Annotated in this window: 20 protein-coding genes; 7 read left to right on the forward strand and 13 right to left on the reverse strand. The window is 58.8% G+C overall.

Going from position 1 to position 21,021, the window contains the following annotated elements; genetic code table 11:
- Positions 1-112: 112 nt before the first annotated feature.
- A complete protein-coding gene (locus tag OQ273_RS00105; RefSeq protein ID WP_267988442.1) occupies positions 113-571 on the forward strand; it encodes an Lrp/AsnC family transcriptional regulator in 459 nt (152 codons plus the stop codon).
- A gap of 6 nt (positions 572-577) precedes the next feature.
- Here the strand turns inward: OQ273_RS00105 and OQ273_RS00110 are convergent, their stop codons facing one another.
- The 9 genes from OQ273_RS00110 to OQ273_RS00150 form a co-directional block, all read right to left on the reverse strand.
- A complete protein-coding gene (locus OQ273_RS00110) occupies positions 578-1,030 on the reverse strand; it encodes an SRPBCC family protein (protein WP_267988443.1) in 453 nt (150 codons plus the stop codon).
- Between the two features lie 21 nt (positions 1,031-1,051).
- On the reverse strand, positions 1,052-1,681 hold the full coding sequence (locus tag OQ273_RS00115) for a nucleotidyltransferase family protein (protein ID WP_267988444.1): 630 nt from the start codon (positions 1,679-1,681) through the stop codon (positions 1,052-1,054).
- Between the two features lie 5 nt (positions 1,682-1,686).
- Positions 1,687-2,526: an XdhC family protein gene (locus OQ273_RS00120; RefSeq protein WP_267988445.1), complete on the reverse strand. Its 840-nt coding sequence runs from the start codon at positions 2,524-2,526 to the stop codon at positions 1,687-1,689.
- Positions 2,523-3,719 (reverse strand): vWA domain-containing protein, encoded by a 1,197-nt coding sequence (locus OQ273_RS00125; RefSeq protein WP_267988446.1) that lies wholly within the window; start codon positions 3,717-3,719, stop codon positions 2,523-2,525. The genes OQ273_RS00120 and OQ273_RS00125 overlap by 4 nt, the downstream gene beginning before the upstream one ends.
- Positions 3,716-4,594 (reverse strand): AAA family ATPase, encoded by an 879-nt coding sequence (locus tag OQ273_RS00130; protein ID WP_267988447.1) that lies wholly within the window; start codon positions 4,592-4,594, stop codon positions 3,716-3,718. Before OQ273_RS00130 ends, OQ273_RS00125 begins: the two co-directional genes overlap by 4 nt.
- Before the next feature lie 75 nt (positions 4,595-4,669).
- Complete coding sequence (locus OQ273_RS00135) at positions 4,670-7,093, reverse strand: aerobic carbon-monoxide dehydrogenase large subunit (protein WP_267988448.1); 2,424 nt, start codon at positions 7,091-7,093, stop codon at positions 4,670-4,672.
- Positions 7,090-7,581, reverse strand: a complete 492-nt coding sequence (locus OQ273_RS00140; protein WP_267988449.1) for a (2Fe-2S)-binding protein — start codon at positions 7,579-7,581, stop codon at positions 7,090-7,092. The genes OQ273_RS00135 and OQ273_RS00140 overlap by 4 nt, the downstream gene beginning before the upstream one ends.
- Before the next feature lie 27 nt (positions 7,582-7,608).
- Positions 7,609-8,472: an FAD binding domain-containing protein gene (locus tag OQ273_RS00145; protein WP_267988450.1), complete on the reverse strand. Its 864-nt coding sequence runs from the start codon at positions 8,470-8,472 to the stop codon at positions 7,609-7,611.
- Positions 8,473-8,603: 131 nt separating this feature from the next.
- Positions 8,604-9,770 (reverse strand): MHYT domain-containing protein, encoded by a 1,167-nt coding sequence (locus tag OQ273_RS00150; RefSeq protein WP_267988451.1) that lies wholly within the window; start codon positions 9,768-9,770, stop codon positions 8,604-8,606.
- A gap of 578 nt (positions 9,771-10,348) precedes the next feature.
- Between OQ273_RS00150 and OQ273_RS00155 the strand changes: the two genes are divergently transcribed.
- Entirely contained in the window at positions 10,349-10,960 is a 612-nt protein-coding gene (locus tag OQ273_RS00155; protein WP_267988452.1) for a TetR/AcrR family transcriptional regulator, read from the forward strand.
- Positions 10,961-10,984: 24 nt separating this feature from the next.
- Here the strand turns inward: OQ273_RS00155 and OQ273_RS00160 are convergent, their stop codons facing one another.
- Positions 10,985-12,136: an acyl-CoA dehydrogenase family protein gene (locus OQ273_RS00160; RefSeq protein ID WP_267988453.1), complete on the reverse strand. Its 1,152-nt coding sequence runs from the start codon at positions 12,134-12,136 to the stop codon at positions 10,985-10,987.
- A gap of 176 nt (positions 12,137-12,312) precedes the next feature.
- Between OQ273_RS00160 and OQ273_RS00165 the strand changes: the two genes are divergently transcribed.
- The 3 genes from OQ273_RS00165 to OQ273_RS00175 are packed head-to-tail and all read left to right on the forward strand — an operon-like array spanning position 12,313 to position 13,750.
- A complete protein-coding gene (locus OQ273_RS00165; protein WP_267988454.1) occupies positions 12,313-12,594 on the forward strand; it encodes an SCP2 sterol-binding domain-containing protein in 282 nt (93 codons plus the stop codon).
- 3 nt (positions 12,595-12,597) lie between these two features.
- Positions 12,598-13,047 (forward strand): MerR family transcriptional regulator, encoded by a 450-nt coding sequence (locus OQ273_RS00170; protein WP_267988455.1) that lies wholly within the window; start codon positions 12,598-12,600, stop codon positions 13,045-13,047.
- Between the two features lie 31 nt (positions 13,048-13,078).
- Positions 13,079-13,750 (forward strand): NnrU family protein, encoded by a 672-nt coding sequence (locus tag OQ273_RS00175; protein WP_267988456.1) that lies wholly within the window; start codon positions 13,079-13,081, stop codon positions 13,748-13,750.
- 6 nt (positions 13,751-13,756) lie between these two features.
- Here the strand turns inward: OQ273_RS00175 and rirA are convergent, their stop codons facing one another.
- Positions 13,757-14,218 (reverse strand): iron-responsive transcriptional regulator RirA, encoded by a 462-nt coding sequence (gene rirA, locus OQ273_RS00180; protein ID WP_267988457.1) that lies wholly within the window; start codon positions 14,216-14,218, stop codon positions 13,757-13,759.
- A 283-nt stretch (positions 14,219-14,501) separates the two neighbouring features.
- Between rirA and OQ273_RS00185 the strand changes: the two genes are divergently transcribed.
- Positions 14,502-15,527 (forward strand): Fe(3+) ABC transporter substrate-binding protein, encoded by a 1,026-nt coding sequence (locus OQ273_RS00185; protein ID WP_267988458.1) that lies wholly within the window; start codon positions 14,502-14,504, stop codon positions 15,525-15,527.
- 71 nt (positions 15,528-15,598) lie between these two features.
- On the opposite strand, the gene trhO is transcribed toward OQ273_RS00185, so the two are convergent.
- Entirely contained in the window at positions 15,599-16,540 is a 942-nt protein-coding gene (gene trhO / locus OQ273_RS00190; protein ID WP_267988459.1) for an oxygen-dependent tRNA uridine(34) hydroxylase TrhO, read from the reverse strand.
- A gap of 121 nt (positions 16,541-16,661) precedes the next feature.
- Positions 16,662-18,467 carry an alpha/beta fold hydrolase gene (locus tag OQ273_RS00195; RefSeq protein ID WP_267988460.1) on the reverse strand — a complete coding sequence of 602 codons (1,806 nt, stop codon included), beginning with the start codon at positions 18,465-18,467 and terminating at the stop codon, positions 16,662-16,664.
- Positions 18,468-18,691: 224 nt separating this feature from the next.
- Between OQ273_RS00195 and OQ273_RS00200 the strand changes: the two genes are divergently transcribed.
- The gene (locus OQ273_RS00200) at positions 18,692-20,920 is read left to right on the forward strand and encodes an autotransporter domain-containing protein (protein ID WP_267988461.1); all 2,229 of its coding nucleotides are present in this window, start codon (positions 18,692-18,694) and stop codon (positions 20,918-20,920) included.
- Positions 20,921-21,021: the final 101 nt, after the last annotated feature.

A 21,021-nucleotide genomic window follows, 5' to 3' on the forward strand; every position in this document is an offset into this window, starting at 1 on the left:
GATATTTTACCCGGAGACTGATGGTGATTCTGTCCAGTTTATTTGAATATTTGGTATTTTTCGGATAAATTATCCTAGAAGCGGGCTTTCTTTGGAATATGCGGAGGAAATTATGCAGCTGGACAAGCACGATCGCCACATACTCAGGGAGCTTCAGAAGGATTGCCAGATCACCAATCAGGCGCTGGCCGATACGGTGGGACTGTCTGCGTCCGTATGCTGGCGGCGCGTCAATGCGCTGGAAAAGTCAGGCATTATCCGGCGTTATTCGGCAATCGTGGACGGCCCATCAACTGGACTGGGCTTTCAGGCTATCGTCTACGTATCCCTGGTGCGGCACGAGACGAGCCGTCTGCAGGAGTTCATCGCTGCGGTCACGCAGCGTGAAGAGGTATTGGAGTGTCTGGCAACGACGGGAGATGCGGATTACCACCTGCGGGTCATCTGTGAGGACCAGGCCGCCTATAACCAGCTTCTGGAGGAGTTTTTGTTCCAGTTGCCGGGCATAGCGCATGTGAGGACGAGCCTCATTCTGAAGGAAATCAAGTCGCAGGCATATATACCCGTATGACCGGGTTCAGGCCGGTGCGTTTTCCTCGAAAATGGCCGCAAAGTTGGTGAAGAACTGACCGGCCAGCTTTTTCGACGTCGAGTCGATCAGCCGGCTGCCGAGTTGGGCGAGCTTGCCGCCGATGTCGGCCTTCACATCATATTGCAGGATGGTGTCCTCACCGTCCTCGCTCAGCTGCACGGTCGCCCCGCCCTTGGCGAAGCCGGCAACACCGCCCTTGCCCTCGCCGCTGATCGTGTAGCCCTCCGGCGGGTTCAGGTCGGACAGTTCAACCGTGCCCTTGAAGCGCGCCTTGACCGGACCGACACGCAAAAGCACAGTCGCTTTCATCTCTGTTTCGGAGATCATTTCCAACTCCTCGCAGCCTGGAATGCACTGCTTGAGGACTTCTGGGTTGTTGAGTGCATCATAAACGGCCTGGCGGGACGCGCGAATGCGTTGAGAGTCGTGCATTTCCATGGGGTGTATCCTTGTCTTTGTTCAGCCGCAGCAGGGGGCAACCGGGAAGCGGGACGACATTGCGCGGCCGTAATCGGCTGCCGTATCAATGTCTGTGATGAATGCGGAATTGTTCATATCCGCCGCTTGGACATCGGCGGGACGTTTGTCGATCAGGTGCCGGCAACCGCTTCGTATGCCGCCCCGGGCTGCCTGTGCGCAAAGCTGTTGCGGCAGGATGACCGGATTTCCGCGCTTGCCGAGGAACTCCGGCACAATGATCTTTCTGCAGACCTTGTCTGCAAATACGCCGGCAAGGCTGCAATAGTCCCGCGCCTGGAGATAGGGCATGTCGGCCAGGGCGATCATCACACCCTCCGGCTGCGGCGATGTGCTCAACACGGCGTTTAGTCCGCAAGCAACGGTCGACATCTGTCCGGACGCATAGTCCGGATTGAAAAGTGTCTTGAGCGGCAATCCGTCCAGTGCTGATCGAACAGCATCCGCTTCATGGCCGGTAACGACGACAAGGCTTCGGCAGCCGGACGCCAGGATCGTTTGTGCCGTGTGCCGGACCAGCGGGACACCTTCAAACGGCAGCAGCAGTTTGTTTTCATCGCCCATGCGTCTCGACAGGCCGGCTGCGAGCAAAACCACGTCGATGTTTGTCATCGGATTCATCCTTGCCCGGCCGCCTCCTGTTGACTGCCGGCTTCGTGGTGCATTTGCCCGCTGCGCCGCAGGGCAATGACTTCCCCCATGATCGAAAGGGCGATTTCCTCCGGCTCGACAGCTTTTATGTCAAGACCCGCCGGAGCGTGGATGACTTCGGCGCGCGCCCGCAATTGGGGTTCATCCGGTAGGTCGGCCACCAGCGATGCAAATTTGCGTCGGCTCGCCACCATGCCGATATAGCCGGCCCTGGAGGCAAGCGCGGCCTTCAGTGCTTCGCGGTCCCGCCGGCCCTGAGTGGACAGGATCAGGGCATCTTCCGGCCCGGCCTGCGATGCGGCTTTTGCAAAATCGTCGAAACAGGCATCGGCCCTTGCCATTTCGCCGGTCTCGTCCTGCGGTGTGCCGGAAATGGTGCGATAGCCGATGGCGCCGGCAATTGCGATGAGTGTTCTGGCAATGGGCGAGGATCCCAGGATGATCAGGCGCCGTGTGGCCTTCATGGGCTCGAGGAAAATCTCAACGGTTCCGCCGCTGGGGCAGGAGGATTTGTGCAGGGTCGTGCCATCCGTGTCGACGGGTGCAACAACTTCTTCTTTCGGCCTGATGCGGATCATCTTGGGTTGCTGCGCCTCGAGCGCCTGCAGCGCCTCTTTTCGCACGGCGCCGGTCACGCAGTTTCCGCCGAGGAAACCATGCAGTTCGCCATCCACGGTGATCACGGCCTTTGCACCGGGTTTAGCCGATGTGGCGTCCTTTGTGCGCACGACCGTTGCGACGCAGAAACTCTGTCCGCTGTTGCGCAGCTGTTCAATGAGGTCGAGCGTGTTTTCCGAAAGCTTCATGACATTGCCGCCAGTTCCGGCTCGATTGCTGCAAGGCTTTCCAGCGAATTGGCCGCCGCAAAATGATCGATATAGGGGCGAGCTGCCTGCATGGCGGCGGTGACAGGTTCGTAGTTGCGCCAGCCGAGGAGCGGGTTGAGCCAGATGAGCCGCCGGATATGTTTCTTCATCTGCGCCAGTTCGTCTGTGAGCTGTTGCGGCGTGCCGGTGTCATATCCGTCGCTGAGAATAATCGCGACCGTTCGCGAATTGGTCAGACGGCGGGCATAATTTCGGTTGAAGGTTGCCAGACTTTCGCCAAGCCGCGTGCCGCCTCCGAAGCCTTCCGCCATCAGCGCCAGCCGCGTCATGGCGCGCGCCGAGTTGCGGTCGCGAACGGCATCAGTGACGCGGATGAGGCGGGTGTGGAAGACGAAGGCCTCCGAGTGCATCCAGGTACAAACCAGCCCTTTGACGAACTGCAGGAAAAAGCGGCTGTAGTGTTTCATGGAGCCGGACACGTCCAGGAAGACGATAATGTGCACGGGCCTGTCAGGCGTGGCGCGCCGGAACAGCTCGATCGGCTCGCCGCCGCGTGGCAGTGCGTGACGAATTGTTCGCCGCAGATCGATGCGGCGTCCCTTGCGCGCCATGCGTTGACGTCTTGAAAGGCGATATCGCATGGCCTGAGCCAGCCGCAGCGCCAGCAATTCGGCCCGCCTGATCTCATCGGGATCGACTATATGTTTCAAATCGGTTTTGCGATCGATCGACTGTCTCGCTGCGATCAATCGGCCCGAGGCATCACCGGTCGCCTCGTTTTGCGTCTCGCTCTCGACCTGCGGCGCATCACCGTTGCCAGGCTGTCCATCGGCCAGATGATCCTGCCATATTGGTGTCTGACGCAGGGGGTTCTTCACATGCGGTGACGTTGTGCGCTTGCTGTTTATACGAACCTTGCCGGACGGAAGCCAATAGGCCTCGAAGAGGTCGTCAAAGCGCTGCCATTCTTCCCGGTTGCCGGTCAGCAGGGTCTTCAGTTCCAGCCGTATCTGCGCCAGTCGCGTCAATCGTCTGGCGCCCAGATGGGCGGCGATGCCACCGCATTCCTCAATGCCCACGGTAAAGCCGTTGACGCGCAAATGATCGATAAAGCCGACGACGCGGTCGGTCAGGCGTGTGTTTTCCGCATGTCCGGCCGCCACTGCCATCATGCCGCCTTTCCGGCCAGCCGCGAGACCGTTTCCTTTGGAACGGATTTGATGTCCTTTTCCGTCTTTAGAAGGCAGATCATGGTCTCGGTGACCTTGGAGATATCATCCTGAAGCGCTTTGACGCCAAGGCCGCACAGCGCTGCAGCCCAGTCCAGCGTCTCGGCGATACCTGGTTTTTTCTCAAGATCTTCCTTGCGCAATTGCTGGACGAAACCGATGACGGCTTCGGCCAGTTTTTCCTCGAGATCGGGCATCCGTGCCCGCAGAATGGCCAGCTCGCGTGCGTGATCGGGAAACTCGACATAGGAATAGAGGCAGCGCCGGCGCAGCGCGTCCGACAGTTCCCGCGTTCCGTTGGATGTCAGGATCACATAGGGGCGGCTCTTTGCCGCCATGGTACCGAGTTCGGGAATGGTGACCTGAAAGTCGGAGAGAATTTCCAGAAGATAGGCTTCAAACTCCTCATCGGCCCTGTCGATTTCGTCGATCAGCAACACCGGACTCTTGGGCTGGCTAATTGCTTCCAGCAAGGGGCGGTGCAGCAGGAAATCCTCAGAAAAAATGTGCTTCTCGATCGTGTCGGCTGATTGGCCCTCATGTTCGCGGGCGCGTATGGCCAGAAGCTGTTTTTGATAGTTCCATTCGTAGATGGTCGAGCTCGCATCGAGCCCCTCATAACATTGCAGACGGATCAGCTTCGTATCCAGCGCGCTTGCGAGCGCCTTGGCGGTTTCGGTCTTGCCGACTCCGGCTTCGCCCTCAAGCAGAAGCGGGCGTTGCAGCGACAGGGTGAGTTCGAGTGCCGTTGCAAGCGCGTCGTCCGCCACATAACCGGCGTTTGCCAGCCGGGGCGCGATATCGGTCGAAGTGGTCATCAACAGATCTCTGCAAATAACTATTATCTGTCGCGGTACCGCCCGGTTTCAATGTCGGGCGGTACCGCGATGGTTTCAGCCTGTCAGTCCCAGTTTCTGGGCTGTTTTCCACACGCGCCAGTGATCGTGCGGCATCTGTGTGTGCGTCAGGCCCTTATGGGCGAAGGCGTCGTTGACCGCGTTGGAAAAGGCCGGTACGCCACCGACATTCGGGCTTTCTCCGACACCCTTGGCACCGATCGGATGATGCGGGCTCGGCGTTGTCGTGTGATCGGTCTGCCAGAGCGGTGTTTCAACGGCGGTCGGCAGGTAGAAATCCATCAGGCTGCCGCCCTGCACATTGCCGATCTCGTCATAGGAGATGTCCTGCCCCATGGCGATGGCCAGCGCCTCGGTCAGGCCGCCGTGGACCTGACCCTCGATGATCATCGGATTGATGCGGGTACCACAATCGTCGAGCGCATAGAAGCTGCGCACATCGGTCACGCCCGTGTCGACATCGATATCGACGACGCAGATATAGGCACCGAACGGGTAGGTCATGTTCGGCGGGTCATAATAGGATACGGCCTCCAGACCGGGTTCAAGACCGGGGATTGCCTGATTGTAGGATGCGAAGGCGATTTCCTTCATCGTCTTGTGTGCTTCCGGATTGCCCTTCACCTGGAAGCGGTCGATGTCCCACTCCAGATCGCCCTCGTGGACCTCGAGCAGATAGGCGGCGATCATCTGCGCCTTGGCGCGGATCTTGCGGCCGGCCATGGCGGTGGCCGCACCGGCAACGGGCGTCGAGCGTGAGCCGTAGGTGCCGAGCCCGTAGGGCGCGGTGTCGGTGTCGCCTTCCTCGAGCGTGATGTCCTCGGCGGGTATGCCGATCTCGGTGGCCAGAATCTGCGCGAAGGTGGTGGCATGGCCCTGACCCTGGCTGATCGTGCCGAGTCTGGCGATCGCCGAGCCGGTCGGATGGATGCGAATCTCGCAGCTGTCGAACATGCCAAGACCGAGGATATCGCAGTTCTTGACGGGGCCTGCGCCGACGATCTCGGTGAAATGGGCGATGCCGATACCCATCAGTTTGCGGGTCTCGCCGCGTTCGAAGGCTGCGCGGTTTTCCGCTTGTTCGGCTCTCAAGGCCTGATAGTCAACGGCTTCAAGCGCCTTTTCCATGGCCGTGTGATAGTCACCGCTGTCATATTCCCAGCCCAGTGCGGATGTGTATGGGAACTGATCCTTGTTGATGAAGTTCTTCATCCGCAGTTCGACCGGGTCCATATCGAGCTTGCGGGCCAGAATGTCGATCATGCGCTCGATCATGTAGGCCGCTTCCGTCACGCGGAACGAGCAGCGATAGGCAACGCCGCCCGGCGCCTTGTTCGTATAGACGCCATCGACGCCACAATAGGCGACCGGGATGTCATAGGATCCGGTACAGATATGGAAAAAGCCGGCCGGGAACTTGGTCGGATCGGCGCAGGCGTCGAAGGCGCCGTGATCTGCCAGCACATGGCAGTGCAGCCCGGTGATCGTTCCGTCCTTTTTTGCCGCCAGCTTGCCGGTCATGTGATAGTCGCGGGCAAAGGCCGTCGCCGTGAGGTTTTCAATCCTGTCCTCGACCCACTTGATCGGAACGCCGGTGACGATGGACGCAACCGCCGAGCAGATATAACCGGGATAAACGCCGACCTTGTTGCCGAAGCCGCCGCCGATATCGGGGGAGACGACGCGGATATTGTGCTCGGGGATATTGGTGATGAGCGAGGCGACGGTGCGCACGGCATGCGGCGCCTGGAATGTACCCCACAGTGTCAGCTTGCCGTTGATTTTGTCCATGGAGGCGACGCATCCGCAGGTTTCAAGCGGGCAAGGATGAACACGCTGATAGGTGATCATCTCCTCGACCGTTACCTCGGCATCTTGGAGCGCCTTGTTCGTGCCGGCCTCATCGCCCTCTTCCCAATGGAAGATGTGATTGTGATGCTTGCGCGGCCCGTGCGCGCCTTCCATCTTGTCCTTGATGTCTTCGCGAAGCAGGGGAGCGTCGTCATCCATCGCCTTGAAAGCGTCGACGAGTGCGGGCAGTTCCTCATATTCAACTTCGACAAGTTCGGTGGCGTCGGCGGCGATGTAACGGTCCTCAGCCACCACGAAGGCCACTTCCTGGTTCTGGAAAAGTACTTTCTCATCGGCAAGCACCGCCTGAACGTCGCCGGCCAGGGTCGGCATGTAGTGCAGGTTCAGCGGCTTGAGATCCTCGGCGGTCAGAACCGCGACCACGCCGGGCATTGCAAGCGCTGCATCCTTGTTGATGGAATTGATCCGCGCGTGACCATAGGGGGAGCGGACAAAGTCGCCGAACAGCATACCGGGCAGCTTTATATCGTCTACATAGTTGCCCTTGCCCTGGGTGAAGCGTGCGTCCTCGACGCGCTTGCGCGACGAGCCGAGGCCCTGGAGCTTTTCAACGCGTTCGGCATCGGTGGGGGGTGTCTGGACGTTCATTCTGCTGCCTCCTTCACCGAAAGTTCCTCGGCGGCGGCCTGGATGGCCTTGACGATGTTCTGATAGCCGGTGCAGCGGCACAGATTGCCGCTGATGCCGAAGCGGATTTCCTCTTCGCTCGGGTTGGGGTTTTCCTGCAGCAGACGCCAGGCGCGGGTAATCATGCCCGGAGTGCAAAAGCCGCATTGCAGCCCGTGATGCTGTCGGAATGCCTCCTGAACGGCATGCAGCGTTCCGTCCGGCTGGGCGATGCCTTCGATCGTGGTCACGTCAGCACCTTCGGCCTGGCCGACAAAAACAGTGCAGGATTTGACGGACTTGCCATCGATATCGACGGTACAGGCACCGCAATGGCTGGTTTCACAGCCGATATGCGGGCCGGTGAGGTTGAGTTCTTCCCGCAGGAAATGGATGAGCAGGGTGCGTGGCTCGGCCAGGGCTTCTACGGCCTTGCCGTTCACCGTCATCTTGACATGGGTCTTTGACATGGAATTCTCCGAAACGTCTGGCGCTGCTCAGGCAGCGCGTTCATGGGCGGTTTCGATGGCGCGCTGCACCATGATGCCGGCAACATGTGTGCGGTACTCGGCCGGTCCGCGTCCGTCGGACGCCGGGTCTGTGATCGAGCGGGCCGCATCGACGGCCGCAGCGATCGCAGCGGTATCGAGGCCCGTGCCGACAAGCGCCTGGGCTGCTGCCTCGGCCCAAAGCGGTGTATCAGCCACATTGGTCAGGGCGATGGATGCGCTGGTGCACTGGCCACCGGAGACCGTCAGGATGACACCCGCCGCAGCCGTCGCATAGTCGCCGATCTTGCGTTTTTGCTTCTGATAGCTGTAGCCGTGGCCGGCGGCCGGCGTCGGTATGTGGACCGATGTCAGGATCTCGGCCTCGTCACGCGCGGTAAAATAGGCCGCTTCATAAAATTCCCGTGCCTTGACGGTGCGGCTTCCGGTCTTGCCCCGCAGGACATATTCCGCATCAAGCAATTGCATGATGGCCGGCATGTCGTTGCCGGGATCGCCATTGGCGACATTTCCGCCGATTGTGCCGACATTGCGGATTTGGGGATCGGCAATCTGGTAGGATGTTTCGCGCAGGATGGGGCAGGCGGCTGCAAGCTCATCCGATGCTATGAGGTCCGCCTGGGTAACCGCCGCGCCGATCTCGATGCGGTCGCCAGTGACCCTAATGCCGGAGAGTTCGTCGATGCCCTGAATGTCGATCAGGTGTTCGGGTGTCGCCATGCGCAGCTTCATCATGGGGATGAGGCTGTGTCCGCCGGCAAGTATCAGCGCATCGCCGCCATGATCGGATAACAGTCCGACGGCCTCGTCGATACTGCTTGGCCGGTGGTAGTCAAATGAACCGGGTATCATTGCGTTCCTCCCAAACCTCACAATGGTATGGGACCAGTCTGAACACGCGATGCCTATGGAAGAAACGGCGCTGCACCAACGAACGGCATTTTGCACCAACGGTCCTTATTCTGCACGAATGGCATACGGTGCTAGACGCCGAGCCGGTTTCGCAGATCCTTGGCGCGGGAGCGGCTGACGGGAACCTCCAGCTCCGCTGCCTCGCCGACATAACAGAACAGTTGGTCGCCGACTTTCTTCAAACCGTTGATGTGGGCCGGGTTCACAAGGTAGCGGCGGTGTGTCTTCAAGAACCGGCCGGCAAGTTGGCTCTTTTCCACTTTCGACAGGGACCAAGGGCAGAACAGCGCATCCTCGTCGGTGCGGATCTTGGTGTAGTGGCCGTCGCTCTCGATTGCCAGAATGCGGTCCGTGTTCATGAAACGGACTGTCCCCTCCTTTTCGTAGGGAATGCTGTTCTTGGCCGGGGAGATCATCTGGCCGGCACGGCTGAGCGGCACGCTCTGTGCCCGGGCCGGCTGGCGTTTTTCCGTCTCCGTCTGTACAGGCTCCGCGTTGTCCGGTCCCTCCGCGGTGGCAGTCTTTCCGGCTTCCTCCATGGGAACGGCCAGCAGCAGAAACAACCCGCAAATGACAAAGGCGCTCAGGCTCACCGACATGGCTAGAACCTGCGGATCGAGGGCCGGGATCGGTTCGGCGACAAATTCGGCAGCCTGGGCAAAAGACGTACCCAGCATAGCCGCGTAATGCATTGCCGAGATCGACAATCCAAGGACAACCGCACCGATGGCGGTGCGCAGGAGCGAGCGTGTTGAATAGGCAAGCCACATGGCAAGCGTCGATGCGGCAATTGCGATCACCACGGACGAAATGATGCCGCGTGCGCTGTAGGTCACGATGCAATTGGCCGAGATGGCGGCCATGCCGGTATAATGCATGGACGCGATGCCAATGCCGGTCAGGCTGCCCGAGGTCAGGATACGCAGGTTGGTCCGCTCACCGAAATGCAAAAGCAGCAATCCGCAGCCTGTGATCAGGATTGCGATCAGCGCGGAACTGAGTGTGAGCAGGGGGTCGTAGGTGACAAAAAACGGCAGGGTTACGGCCAGCATGCCAATGAAATGCATAGACCAGATGCCGCCGCCCAGAGCAATCGCGGCTTGAGCAATCCGCAGCTTGCGGCGCGGCACCGGAAGATTACGAAGACCGTCGGTCAGTCTCAGGCAGGTAAATGCCGCCATGATGGCGACCAGTATCGACGCACCGACAAGGAACGGCGAGTAGTGCACCTCCACCATCTGATGCTCACTTTCCTCCCGGGTTTGCGCCCGTTTTTTCGCGGGCGCAGCGGATGTCCGAACCGGTTCCTCCCAGAACCTGTTAGTGAACGGCGATTCGCATGTCCCTTATAAGGATAGCTCGGCGCCATGTCGGGATGGTGTCCAGACCCGCCATTTTTAGAACCAATCTGATGGGCACGTTATCAACAAGGGTGCTCCAAGAGCAAGTGACAGCCTGCTTTCAATGTCTGTCTTGAGTTTCGCTCCGGCCTATCTGTCCTGGGTTGCGACGGGTTTGGCGTCGCAACGGTAAAGGCTCGGTATTGCCGGATGGGCGGATTTTCAGAAAATTGTCTGTTCTTTGAGACCCGGTATTCGAGAAATATTCTTTTTCTACAGTTGGTTAGCTGTTTTTTTCGGGCAGGTGAACGTGCTTTAAGGGCATTGCCGCGGGGGTTTACCAATATGTAATCAATTGTTTTGTTTTTTTGGCGCGCCGGGGTCGTTCCTGATAAGATGCGACGAAAATCATCGGGGAATGAATGCCAGGTACAAAGTCACAAGAAACGAATCCTCTGATGGTTCCGGGGCGCAGAATGCCGAAGCAGAAGCGCTCCAAGAAGACGGTCAGCCAGATTCTCGAGGCAACGATAGAGCTGCTTGAAGAAGCCGGCTTTTCCGGTGTCACGATGCAGAAGATCGCTGACCGGGCAGGCATCAATGTGGCTGCCGTCTACAGCTATTTTCCGAACAAGCACCACGTTATCCTCGAGTTGAACAACCGGATATTTGAACAGCGCAACGATGTCCGGATTGAGCAGCTTGAGGAGCTGTTTGGCCAAGACGGGCACTGGGCGGATAATTTTGCCGAATCCTTGCGGGATCTGGCGGTGCTTCTGGAAAATCAGCGCGGTGCGGCGGCGGTGCATGCCGCGATGCGGGCTTCGCCTGCGTTGGCGGAGATGAGCGCAAAAAGCCTCGATCGGGCGAGTGACCGGATCAAGTCGTTTCTGGAGCGGGCCGATCCGGATTATCCGGGGGATCAGTGGTTGCGGGCGCGAGTCATTTCCGAAGCGGTCACATCTGTCTTCGATTTGATGCAGACCGCCGAGGACGCCGACAACAACGCGCTCTTAAATGAGGCGATTTTGATGGTGAGAGCCTATCTGAAGTACCCTGCCGAGGAAGCAAAGACACAGCCGGATTAGTTGGCGATGCGTGTCCCGTCTGGATCAATCGCCGGCGGGTAAGGTTCCTTCCAGCTTACAGATAATCCCCAGCATGATCTCGTCTGCGCCACCGCCGATGGAGCCGAGACGGCCGTCGCGGTACGCCCGGCTGACCGGATTGTCCGCGGTGAAGCCCATGCCGCCCCAATATTGCAGGCAGGAATCTGCAACCTCCCGGTAGAGCCGCCCGCTTTTCAGCTTCGCCATCGAAGCCAGCCGCGTGGCGTCCTTGCCGTTCACATAATCTTCGATGGCGCGCCAGGTCAGGGCGCGTAGCGCCTCGACTTCGGTGCGCAGTTCCGACAACCGGAAATGGACGGCCTGATTGTCGAGGATGGGCCGCCCGAATGTCTTCCGGTCACGGGTGTAATCGATTGTCTGGTCAATCAGCCGATCGAGTGCGAGAAGGCTTGACGCTGCGACCCAGAGCCTTTCTTCCTGGAATTGCAGCATCTGCATGGTGAAGCCCATGCCTTCCTGTCCGACCAGGTTTCGCCTCTGTACGCGCACATCGTCGAAGAACAGCTGCGCGGTGTCGGAAGAGTGCATGCCGATCTTGTGGATTTTCTGCCGTTCAACGCCCTTTGCGTCGAGAGGCACCATGATGAGGGACTTGTTCTTGTGGACAGGTCCTTCGCCGGTATTGGCGAGAAGGCAGCACCAGTCGGCCTGCATGCCGTTGGTGATCCACATTTTCGAACCGTTGATGACATAGTCGTCGCCATCGACCCTTGCCATTGTCTTGACCGCTGCAACATCCGATCCGCCTCCGGCCTCCGAAACACCGATACATCCGACCATGTCACCGGCGATCGACGGGGTGAGCCATTCCTGCTTGAGTTCATCGGTTCCGAACCGGTTGAGCGCCGGTGTGCACATATCGGTCTGAACGCCGATGGCCATCGGCACACCGCCGCAATTGACGCTGCCAAGCGCTTCCGCCATCACCATCGAATAGGAGAAATCCAGCCCGAGGCCGCCGCATTGAGGGTCGTATTTGATGCCGAGAAGGCCCAGTTTTCCCAGCTTTGCAAAGACTTCATGCGCCGGAAACTGTTCTGCAGCCTCCCACTCGTCCACGTAAGGGTTGATGTCCGTCTCGATGAATTTCTCGACGGTGCTGCGCAGTTGTTCGTGTTCTTGCGTTAGCTGCATAGACGCCTTCTCCCATGACCTGTCCGGCGCCCTGAAAGCCGAAATCCGCCGTCGATAAGGATCATTCCACTTCTTTACCTATAGGTCAATTGATTCATCTTTGCGAAAACTCGTTGCGGTGGACTTTCACTCGGCGTATATCTTGCGGCAACTCACCAAAGCCAAGGAGCAAAGACATGAGTGTTGCTGAGATTGCGGAATCGATTAAGGATCGCGTTGCCGCCGGATCGTTCGACAGTGTTGTAAAGTTCAATTGCGGCGATGACGGCGTGCTCGTTGTCGATAACCAGACGGTCAGCACGGAGGACCAGGAAGCCGATTGCACGATCGGCATCAGCCTTGAGGACCTTCAGTCGATTGTTGCCGGCGAGCTCGACCCGACCGGCGCTTTCATGCAGGGCAAGCTGCAGATCGAGGGTGACATGAGCGTGGCCATGAAGCTTGGGCAGGTGCTCTGAGCCGTGAACGGCATTCGTGAACAGGATGGGGCGCGGGCCGCAGAAACGGCCGCGGTGAAGCCGGGACGTGCCGAGGGCCGGGATCTATTCGGCATCGCGGATCTTGCCGAGGAGTTCGGCATCACCACCCGGACCATCCGTTTTTACGAAAACAAAGACCTCATTCACCCGGCGCGGGTGAATGGGGCACGCGTCTACACACGGCGCGACCGCGCGCGGCTGGCTTTGATCCTGCGCGCCAAGGCCATCGGCTCGACTCTCTCCCAGATAAGACATTTCCTCGATCTTTATGGCGAACATGGCGAGGGGCAAAAGTCGCAGCTTGAATATGTGGTCAGCGAATCCACCAAGGCGATTGACGACCTTGAGACAAAACGTGCCCTGATCGACGACACGCTCAGCGAACTCAAGGCGATCCGAAAAAGCTGTCTTGAGTGCCTGAAGGACCTGTGAACCCTCCGGCTGCTTCGGCGGAGCCTTGCCGATGACCGAATTCGCACTGGTTTTGATTTTGTTTGTCGGCTCGCATGTTTTCCCCGCGGCAACCGGGCTGCGTGAGCGTCTGATGTTGCGTTTCGGCAGGCCGCTTTACCTTACCGTCTATTCCGGTCTTTCCGTCGTGCTGCTGATATGGCTTGTCTCGGCTGCTTCCAGAGCGCCCTATATCGGCGTGTGGCAGACGACGCGGTATCTGGTCGTCGGCTCCATGGCGCTTAACCTGCTGGCGGCCATTCTTCTTGCCTGCGGTGTGTTGCGTGCCAATCCCCTGTCCATTTCGCTTCAGTCGGGACCGACAGACGTTGAGCATCCAGGTGTCCTTGCCGTGACGCGGCATCCTATCCTGTGGGCATTGTTCCTTTGGGCGCTGGCTCACTGTCTCGTCAACGGAGATGTCGTTTCGCTGACGATGTTCGGCGGATTTGCGCTTCTTTGCGTTGTCAGCCGGCCGGTTCTGGAAAAGCGTGCCGCACGACGTCTCGGGCTTGAAGGCTACCGTTCGGCAATGGCTGTGAGGGAAGGGGATCTGAGCCAACGACTGGGCAGGGCGGCTTCAAGGCAATTGGCAATGGAGATCATCGCCGGCATTGTGGTCTTTGGCCTCATGCTGATGTTTCACGAAGCGCTTTTGGGCGTTGATCCGCTGGTCTACCTGTAGGCCGGTTTACGATATGTGGGCAGTCGGCGGCGGGGTGCCGAGCCCGAGCCGGCTGCCGATATCAAAGCGGGCCGCCGACAGATCGGCGATTGTATGCTTCGACAGGGCGTTGAGAAATGCATCCAGAGCTTCGCGCCAGGCAGAGTTCAGGGCGCAACTGTTGACCAGAGGGCATTCGGCCGCATCGTTCTCGAAACACTCGGCCATGGCGAAACTGTCCTCGGTAACCCGGATCACATCAAACAGAGTGATTTCTTCAGCCGGCCGGCCAAGCTTGATGCCGCCATTGCGGCCGCGCACCGTTTCGACGATGCCTGCCTTGACGAGCGGCTTGAGGATCTTGAACAGAAACAGTTCCGAGACGCCATAGGCTTTTGCGATCTCGGGAACACGGCTGAGTTCACTGGAGTCAGCCGCGCAATACATCAGCATCCGCACGGCGTAGTTGGTTTGTTTTGTGACACGCATTTCATTCCATCCTGACAGTCATGCACGGCGCGCCTGATATTTAGAATCGTTCTACAAAATCCGATTATTTTCGTCAAGTTTTGTGGGTGCGATATTCCGCGTGACCTGATGCTGAAAGATACGATCTTTTATCGATTTTGTGCCGAATTTTCAGATAGTTATTAGAATAGTTATAAACTGATGAAATAATTTGATTTTTTTTATCATCTTTTGTTGCAATGGCCGATTAAAATGGAGTAACAGCCTCATATTATCAATTTTTCGCATGTACTGGGGAAGCGATATGAACGTCAAATCTGTCATTGCAGCCGCCACGGGCGCGTTTATGGCGGCGTCGGCCGGCGCAACGGCCTTCGCCGAGGAAGTCAACATCTACTCCTACCGTCAGCCGGACCTGATTGCTCCACTGCTGGACGCCTTCACGAAGGAAACAGGCATCGAGACCAATGTTCTTTTTCTGAACAAGGGTCTTGTTGAGCGGATGAAGGCTGAAGGCGCGAATTCGCCCGCTGATCTGATCATGACGGTCGACATCGGCCGCCTGAGCAACGCGAAAGACGAAGGCGTGACGCAGCCGGTTGAGAGCGCGGCGATCAATGGCACGATCCCGGAGAATTACCGCGATCCCGAAGGTCACTGGTACGGCCTGACCACACGTGGCCGGGTCATCTACGCCTCCAAGGATCGGGTGGAGCAGGATGCGATCACCTATGAAGAACTGGCGGACCCGAAGTGGAAGGGCAAGATTTGCATCCGCAGCGGACAGCACATCTACAATGTGGCTCTTATTGCCTCGGTCATCGCCCATCTTGGCGAAGACAAGGCTGAGGCCTGGCTCTCAGGCGTCAAGGACAATCTGGCACGTAAGCCGAACGGCAACGACCGGGCCCAGGCAAAAGGTGTTTATTCCGGTGAATGCGATATCGGCATCGGCAACACCTATTATGTCGGCCTGATGATGACCAATGAGAAGGAGCCGGAGCAGAAAGAATGGGCCGACGCCATCAAGGTGCTCTTCCCCAATGCGGAAGATCGCGGCACCCATGTGAACATCTCAGGCATGGCGCTTGCAAAACATGCGCCCAACAAGGACGCAGCTGTCAAGCTGATGGAGTTTCTGGCAAGTCCCAAGGGCCAGGAACTCTATGCCGAGAGGGTGTTTGAATATCCGGTCGACCCAAATGCTTCGGCCTCCGACATCGTCAAATCATTCGGCGACATCAATGCCGATCCGTTGAGCCTCGACGAGATTGCCAAGAACCGCGCCGCGGCATCGGCAATGGTCGACAAGGTTGGCTTCAACAACTGATTTCGAGCTTTTTGCCTGACATATGGAAGAGAATCCGGGCGGCCTTTGGCCGCCCGTTTTTATTGCAGGGCTTACCGGCCCATATGAACCTGGCCCCGTTTTTTCGCCAGAACCATCTGCTTTTGCCGTTCGCGGAAGCGTTCCCGGTCTTCCCTGCTGCGTTCGCCGATGCAATGGGGGCACGAAACGCCAGCCTCGTAGGCCGGGTGCTCGGTTTCCTGTGGTGTGAGCGGGTGGCGGCAGGCATGGCAAAGGACGTGATCGCCCGGTTCGAGACCGTGGTTTACCGACACGCGTTCGTCGAACACAAAACATGAGCCATCCCAAAGGCTTTCGTCTTCCGGCACCTCTTCAAGATATTTCAGGATGCCGCCCTTGAGGTGGAACACGTCCTCGAAGCCTTCCGCCTTCATGAAGGCAGTGGCCTTCTCGCAACGGATGCCGCCGGTACAGTACATGGCGATTTTCGGCTTGTTGTGCAGGCCGGTATTGTTGCGGACCCAGTCGGGAAACTCGCGGAATGTCGTGGTGTGGGGATCGACCGCGCCGCGGAAGGTGCCGATGGCGGTCTCATATTCGTTGCGGGTGTCGATGACGATGGTATCGGGATCGGTGATCAGCGCGTTCCAGTCCTTCGGATCGACATAGGTTCCGACACTTTCCAGCGGATCGATGCCCTCGACGCCCATGGTCACGATCTCCTTTTTCAGCCGCACCTTCATGCGCAGAAACGGCATTTTGGCGGCGCGGCTTTCCTTGTGCTCGAGACCGTTGAACTCCGGGATCGAGCGAAGGGACCCAAGGACCGTGGAAATGCCGGCATCGGGACCGGCGATTGTCCCGTTGATGCCCTCGCTTGCAAGAAGCAGCGTTCCGCGGACCGCGTTTTCCTCGCACAGAGTCTGAATCTGCGGCTGCAGGTCGCGATAGCGCGCCAGCGGCGTAAAATGATAAAGCGCGGCAACCAGAAAACCGGAACCGGTTACTTCGGGTTTTGTATCCTCTGTCGTCATATCCGTCGCATACAGCCTCTCAACGCACTGTGCAATATTGTCACCCAAGACCCCTTTGCCGTTCCGGGGCGTGGATACCGGCAGTGCCGCAACTTGCCGCCGATAGCCGATTTTTCAAAATTCATTCCGTTTGCGAAGCGCTCTGGTTTAACAGCGCGACAACCTTTTCCGTATGGCTCAGGGAAATATACCGTCCCGCATCCTGGAAGACATGCCACCGCGCGCCCGGGAGCTTTGCGGTCCAGTAGGATCGAATCTCTTCGATGTCATGAATCGGATCACTGTTGCCAAGCAGGACAGTCCAGTTATGCGCCGATTCAAGTCCTTCAATCTCCTTCTGTAGAACGTAACCCTTCTGTTCGCGAATGAAGCCGCTCAGGCGGCCGGTGGAAAACGGCATGATTGAGCGGAGATAGTCATCGAAATTCCGGGCGTCGGCAAAACTCTCAAGATCGGCCGGCGCATCGCCGATACCGACGCGAATAATCGTGGCGATGCGCTTTCTTGACATTGTCGACGCGATCCAGCGTGCAACCTTTTCAATGCTGTCCGGGTAACGGTCGAACGCGTAGCGCACCATGCCCAGATAGCCTTTACGTTGTGAACAATCATGCTGCAGAAGGTCCGGGTTGATAACCAGAACCCGGTCTAGTCGCTCAGGGGCGGACCGGGCCAGTGCCAGAACATGGAACGCGCCGCCGCGCGTGATGGCATGGATCTTTTCGAAGCCGAACTTATCGCAAACCGTGACGACATCATCGGTGCCGGTGGCAAAGCGGTCCGGCAGTTCTTCCAGATCATCCGTCAATCCGAAGCCGGGACGATCGATCGAAAAGGGACGGTAGCCATTTTGCTGAAGGCAATCGACCACGGTCTGGAATGCGTGACGCGTCGACAGGCTTGAATGGGCAATCAGGACCGGTTGACCTGTTTCCGGCCCGTAGTCGTTGACGGCAATAACACGGTTGTCCGTGCTGCGTATGAGCCTCAACGGTGCGCGGGCCCTGCGCCCCGTCTCAATCAAAGCCGGTGTTTCTTGTAGGAGCATGGCTGACGCAAAAGCCCCCATCACCAAAGGCGGAAGGTCTGTTGCGCTGGCGATATCAAGACGCAGAAATATGTGTGCGAACCGGTCTTTCGCGATGGCAGCCGACATGCCCGCGACCTTTGCAGCTTCGCTACGGCTATATCCCTCGCACAGCAAATGCACGAGCTTGGCATCCCGCCGTGTCAAATCGAACACATCTATGAGGATGTTTTCGACCGCTGCGCGCGGTGGCGCGGACACGGTGGCAAGTTCCGAAAGCCTTCGCATGAGTGAGGTTTGTCGGGACACGCCGACAGATTTCATCGCACCCGAAAGCGCCTTTCGCGCCGTATGGTAGGTGACACCCGCCTGCGCTGCGGCGCGTTTGATCGAACCTTGCGCAAACAAGGCCGCGCTGACACGCGCCTCCAGATTGGACATTCCTAGCGCGCGTGCCGCGTATTCGATTTCATCGGTCATATGACTGAGAGAAACGGCCGCAACGACAATCGTGTCGGATGTGCGGACATGCGTGCTCAGTTTCGGTTCCAGGACGAACCAGCGCTGCGCGAGGTCTGCCGAGGCATATGTCAAAAGCGCGGGGCGCTGTGACCGGTCCTTTATCAGCGCATGTGCCGCTTCCCTTTTCTTCGAAACAGCTGCGCCGATTTCGATATCGATGTCATCTTGCCGGAGCCAGTCGTCAAATTTTCGATCGGTCCAGATGATCGTTCCTGCAGAATCGATGACCGCGAAAGATATGGTTTTCTCAAACAAAAACGGCCGCACGGTATTTTCTGTGTCCGGGCGCGCAATGGCAGCTTCCAACCGGTCTTCGAACTCGGCTTTGAACTGTTCCTCGAGGGGATCATGCAAGCTGATTGGGTCGATGTCTGCCATTTTTCGGAGTGTCGTGCGGCAAGCGACAGGACGCAAGTCGCACATCTCTATTTCAGCCCTCATTTGGGGGTGAAGCGAGATTTGTTCACACAATAAACTTCAACGCGAAACGTCACGAGCGCCTTTAGCGGAAGGCGGAAATCACGAAACGCCAAGATCTGGGCGGGTGGGGAACCTGCCATTTGGCGCGCGCGGTGCCCGGCACCGCAACGAGGGGATGGGGAATGCATTTCAAATTGTTGAAGCTATTAACTGCAAGTACGGCTCTGATTGGCGCAGCGGCGATCGCTGCCGGCGCGCAAGACGCCGGGTCTTTCGATGTTTACGGAACCGGTTCGCCGAAGATGATCGCCTGGGATGTGTCAGGCGACGGCAATATTATCGTCGGCGAATTCGGTGCGCAGGCGCTTCGCCTGACCCTCGGCGGCACCCCGACCCAGATTGGCGGACAGGATGCGCTGGCCATATCAGGCGACGGCTCGACCATCGTCGGTTATGAACTGGATAGTCTCGACGCATTCGCCGTGCGCTGGGCCGGCGACGGCACGGGCAGGACACGGCTCGCAACCCAGATATCCGGCACCAGCACCACGGTTGAGCGTTCCTGGGCGCATGGCGCGTCCTGGGACGGCAGTGTGATTGTCGGCCGCGCCGAGTATTCGGGCGTTATTGATGCGGCACGATGGACATCCGGCGGGCTGGAGATCCTCAGCGGACTTCCCACCGGCTCGGCCTCGATTGCCAATGATGTATCCGGTGACGGTCAGACCATCGTTGGCAGCTGGTTCATGAACCATCCGGGTATTGACGGTATGGCGTTCAGCTGGACGCAAACCGGCGGCCTTGTCGATCTTGGCAGGCTCAATGGCGGCGCTTATTCGGAGGCGACGGCCATCTCGCGCGACGGACGGGTGATTGTCGGCAATGCATTCGACCCGACGCTGGCTCAGCGCCAGGCCGTGCGATGGGTTGACGGCGGAACAATCGAGAGCCTTGGCGGTATCCTCAGCGCTGGAACCGGAAATTCAGAGGCCTACGGCGCATCCGATGATGGCAGTGTCATCGTCGGCAACGCCATGGTTTTCAGAGGCGGCATCAGAACCCGTGCCATGCGCTATGAGAACGGCACCATGCAGACCGTCGAGGACTGGCTTCGCGATAATGGTGTCACGATCACCGAAGATGTGACCAATACCGCCTACAGCACCAATTCGGACGGAAGCGTTGTTGTCGGCAAGACCGGTGACGAACGCATGTTTGTCGCACGCGTGCCGTCGAGCGGTAGCGGAGGAAGTGGCGGAAGCGGTGGAAGTGGCGGTACCGGTGGCGGTGATGGTGGCAGTGGAAGCGGCGGCAGCGACGGCGGAAGTGGAAGCGGCGGTAGTGGTGGAAGCGACAGCGGCGGTAGTGGTGGAAGCGACGGCGGTGGAAGCGGTGGCGGCAGTGGAAGCGGTGGCGGCAGTGGAAGTGGCGGTAGCGGTGGAAGTGGTGGCAGTGGCGGAAGTGGAGGCAGTGGCGGTCTGATCGTCATCGACGATCTTGCGCAATCCCTGTCCGGTACAAGCATGGCCAACACCGCAACGCTCAGCGGGCTCAATATTCTTCTCAACGGTGCCGGCAGCCGGCCGCTGGACCGCCGTGCAAATCTCGACGGATCCATCCTTTGGGCAACAGGCGATCTCGGCCGTGCCGATCACGGCGCCCAGGATGGCTGGTTTGGCCTGGGCGAGGTGGGAATTGGTCGCGACTTTGATTCGTTTCAGTTCAACGCGGCTGTGGGCGCCTCCCATCAGGAGCAAAATACGGCACTCGGCGGTGAGACGGATATCGATACAGTCTATGCGAAACTCGAGGCACTGGCTCTGCTCCACTCTTCGGGCAAAGGCGGTATCTGGGCCGTGCTGACCGGCACAGGCGCCTATGGAAAAGCAGACATTGACCGCAACTATCTGGCAAATGGCGGTGCAACCGTCCGCTCATCGGGATCGACCAATCTTACCGGATATGGTGTGCGTGGCCGGCTTCAGTGGGAACATCTCGTTCCCCATGTCTCACCCTATACGGAACTGAGCTGGTCGCGATCCTGCATGGATGGCTACAGCGAAAGCGGCGGCCCGTTTCCCGCCTCATTTAATCGACAATGTGCATCCGAAACGCTTGCGCGCTACGGCGCAGACGCGACTGTGCCGGTCACCGAGCGCTTCCGAGTGATCGGTACGCTGGAGGGCGTCCACCGGGTCGCCGGCTCGGCGGACGCCTCCAGCGGTGTGGTTGCCGGTATCGGCAATTTCAACTTCAACGCACCGGACCAGAAGGACAATTGGGCGCGTGCCGGTGTCGGGTTTGAAACGGATGTCGGTGAAGCCTCAATACTGAGCGTCATGGTCAACGGCACGACACAAAGCAGCGCGCCGAGCGCCTGGATGTCGGCTTCCTGGCGCAAAAAATTCTGAACCCGGGGCGCGGCGCCGCGACCGTCGGCGGGCAAACCTTACTGTCCGCCGGCGTTGTCGTGCTGCTGACCTGACACGCCACGCCGCCCGGTGCGCGGCGC

Source organism: Hoeflea prorocentri, from assembly GCF_027944115.1.
GTDB lineage: Bacteria > Pseudomonadota > Alphaproteobacteria > Rhizobiales > Rhizobiaceae > Hoeflea_A > Hoeflea_A prorocentri.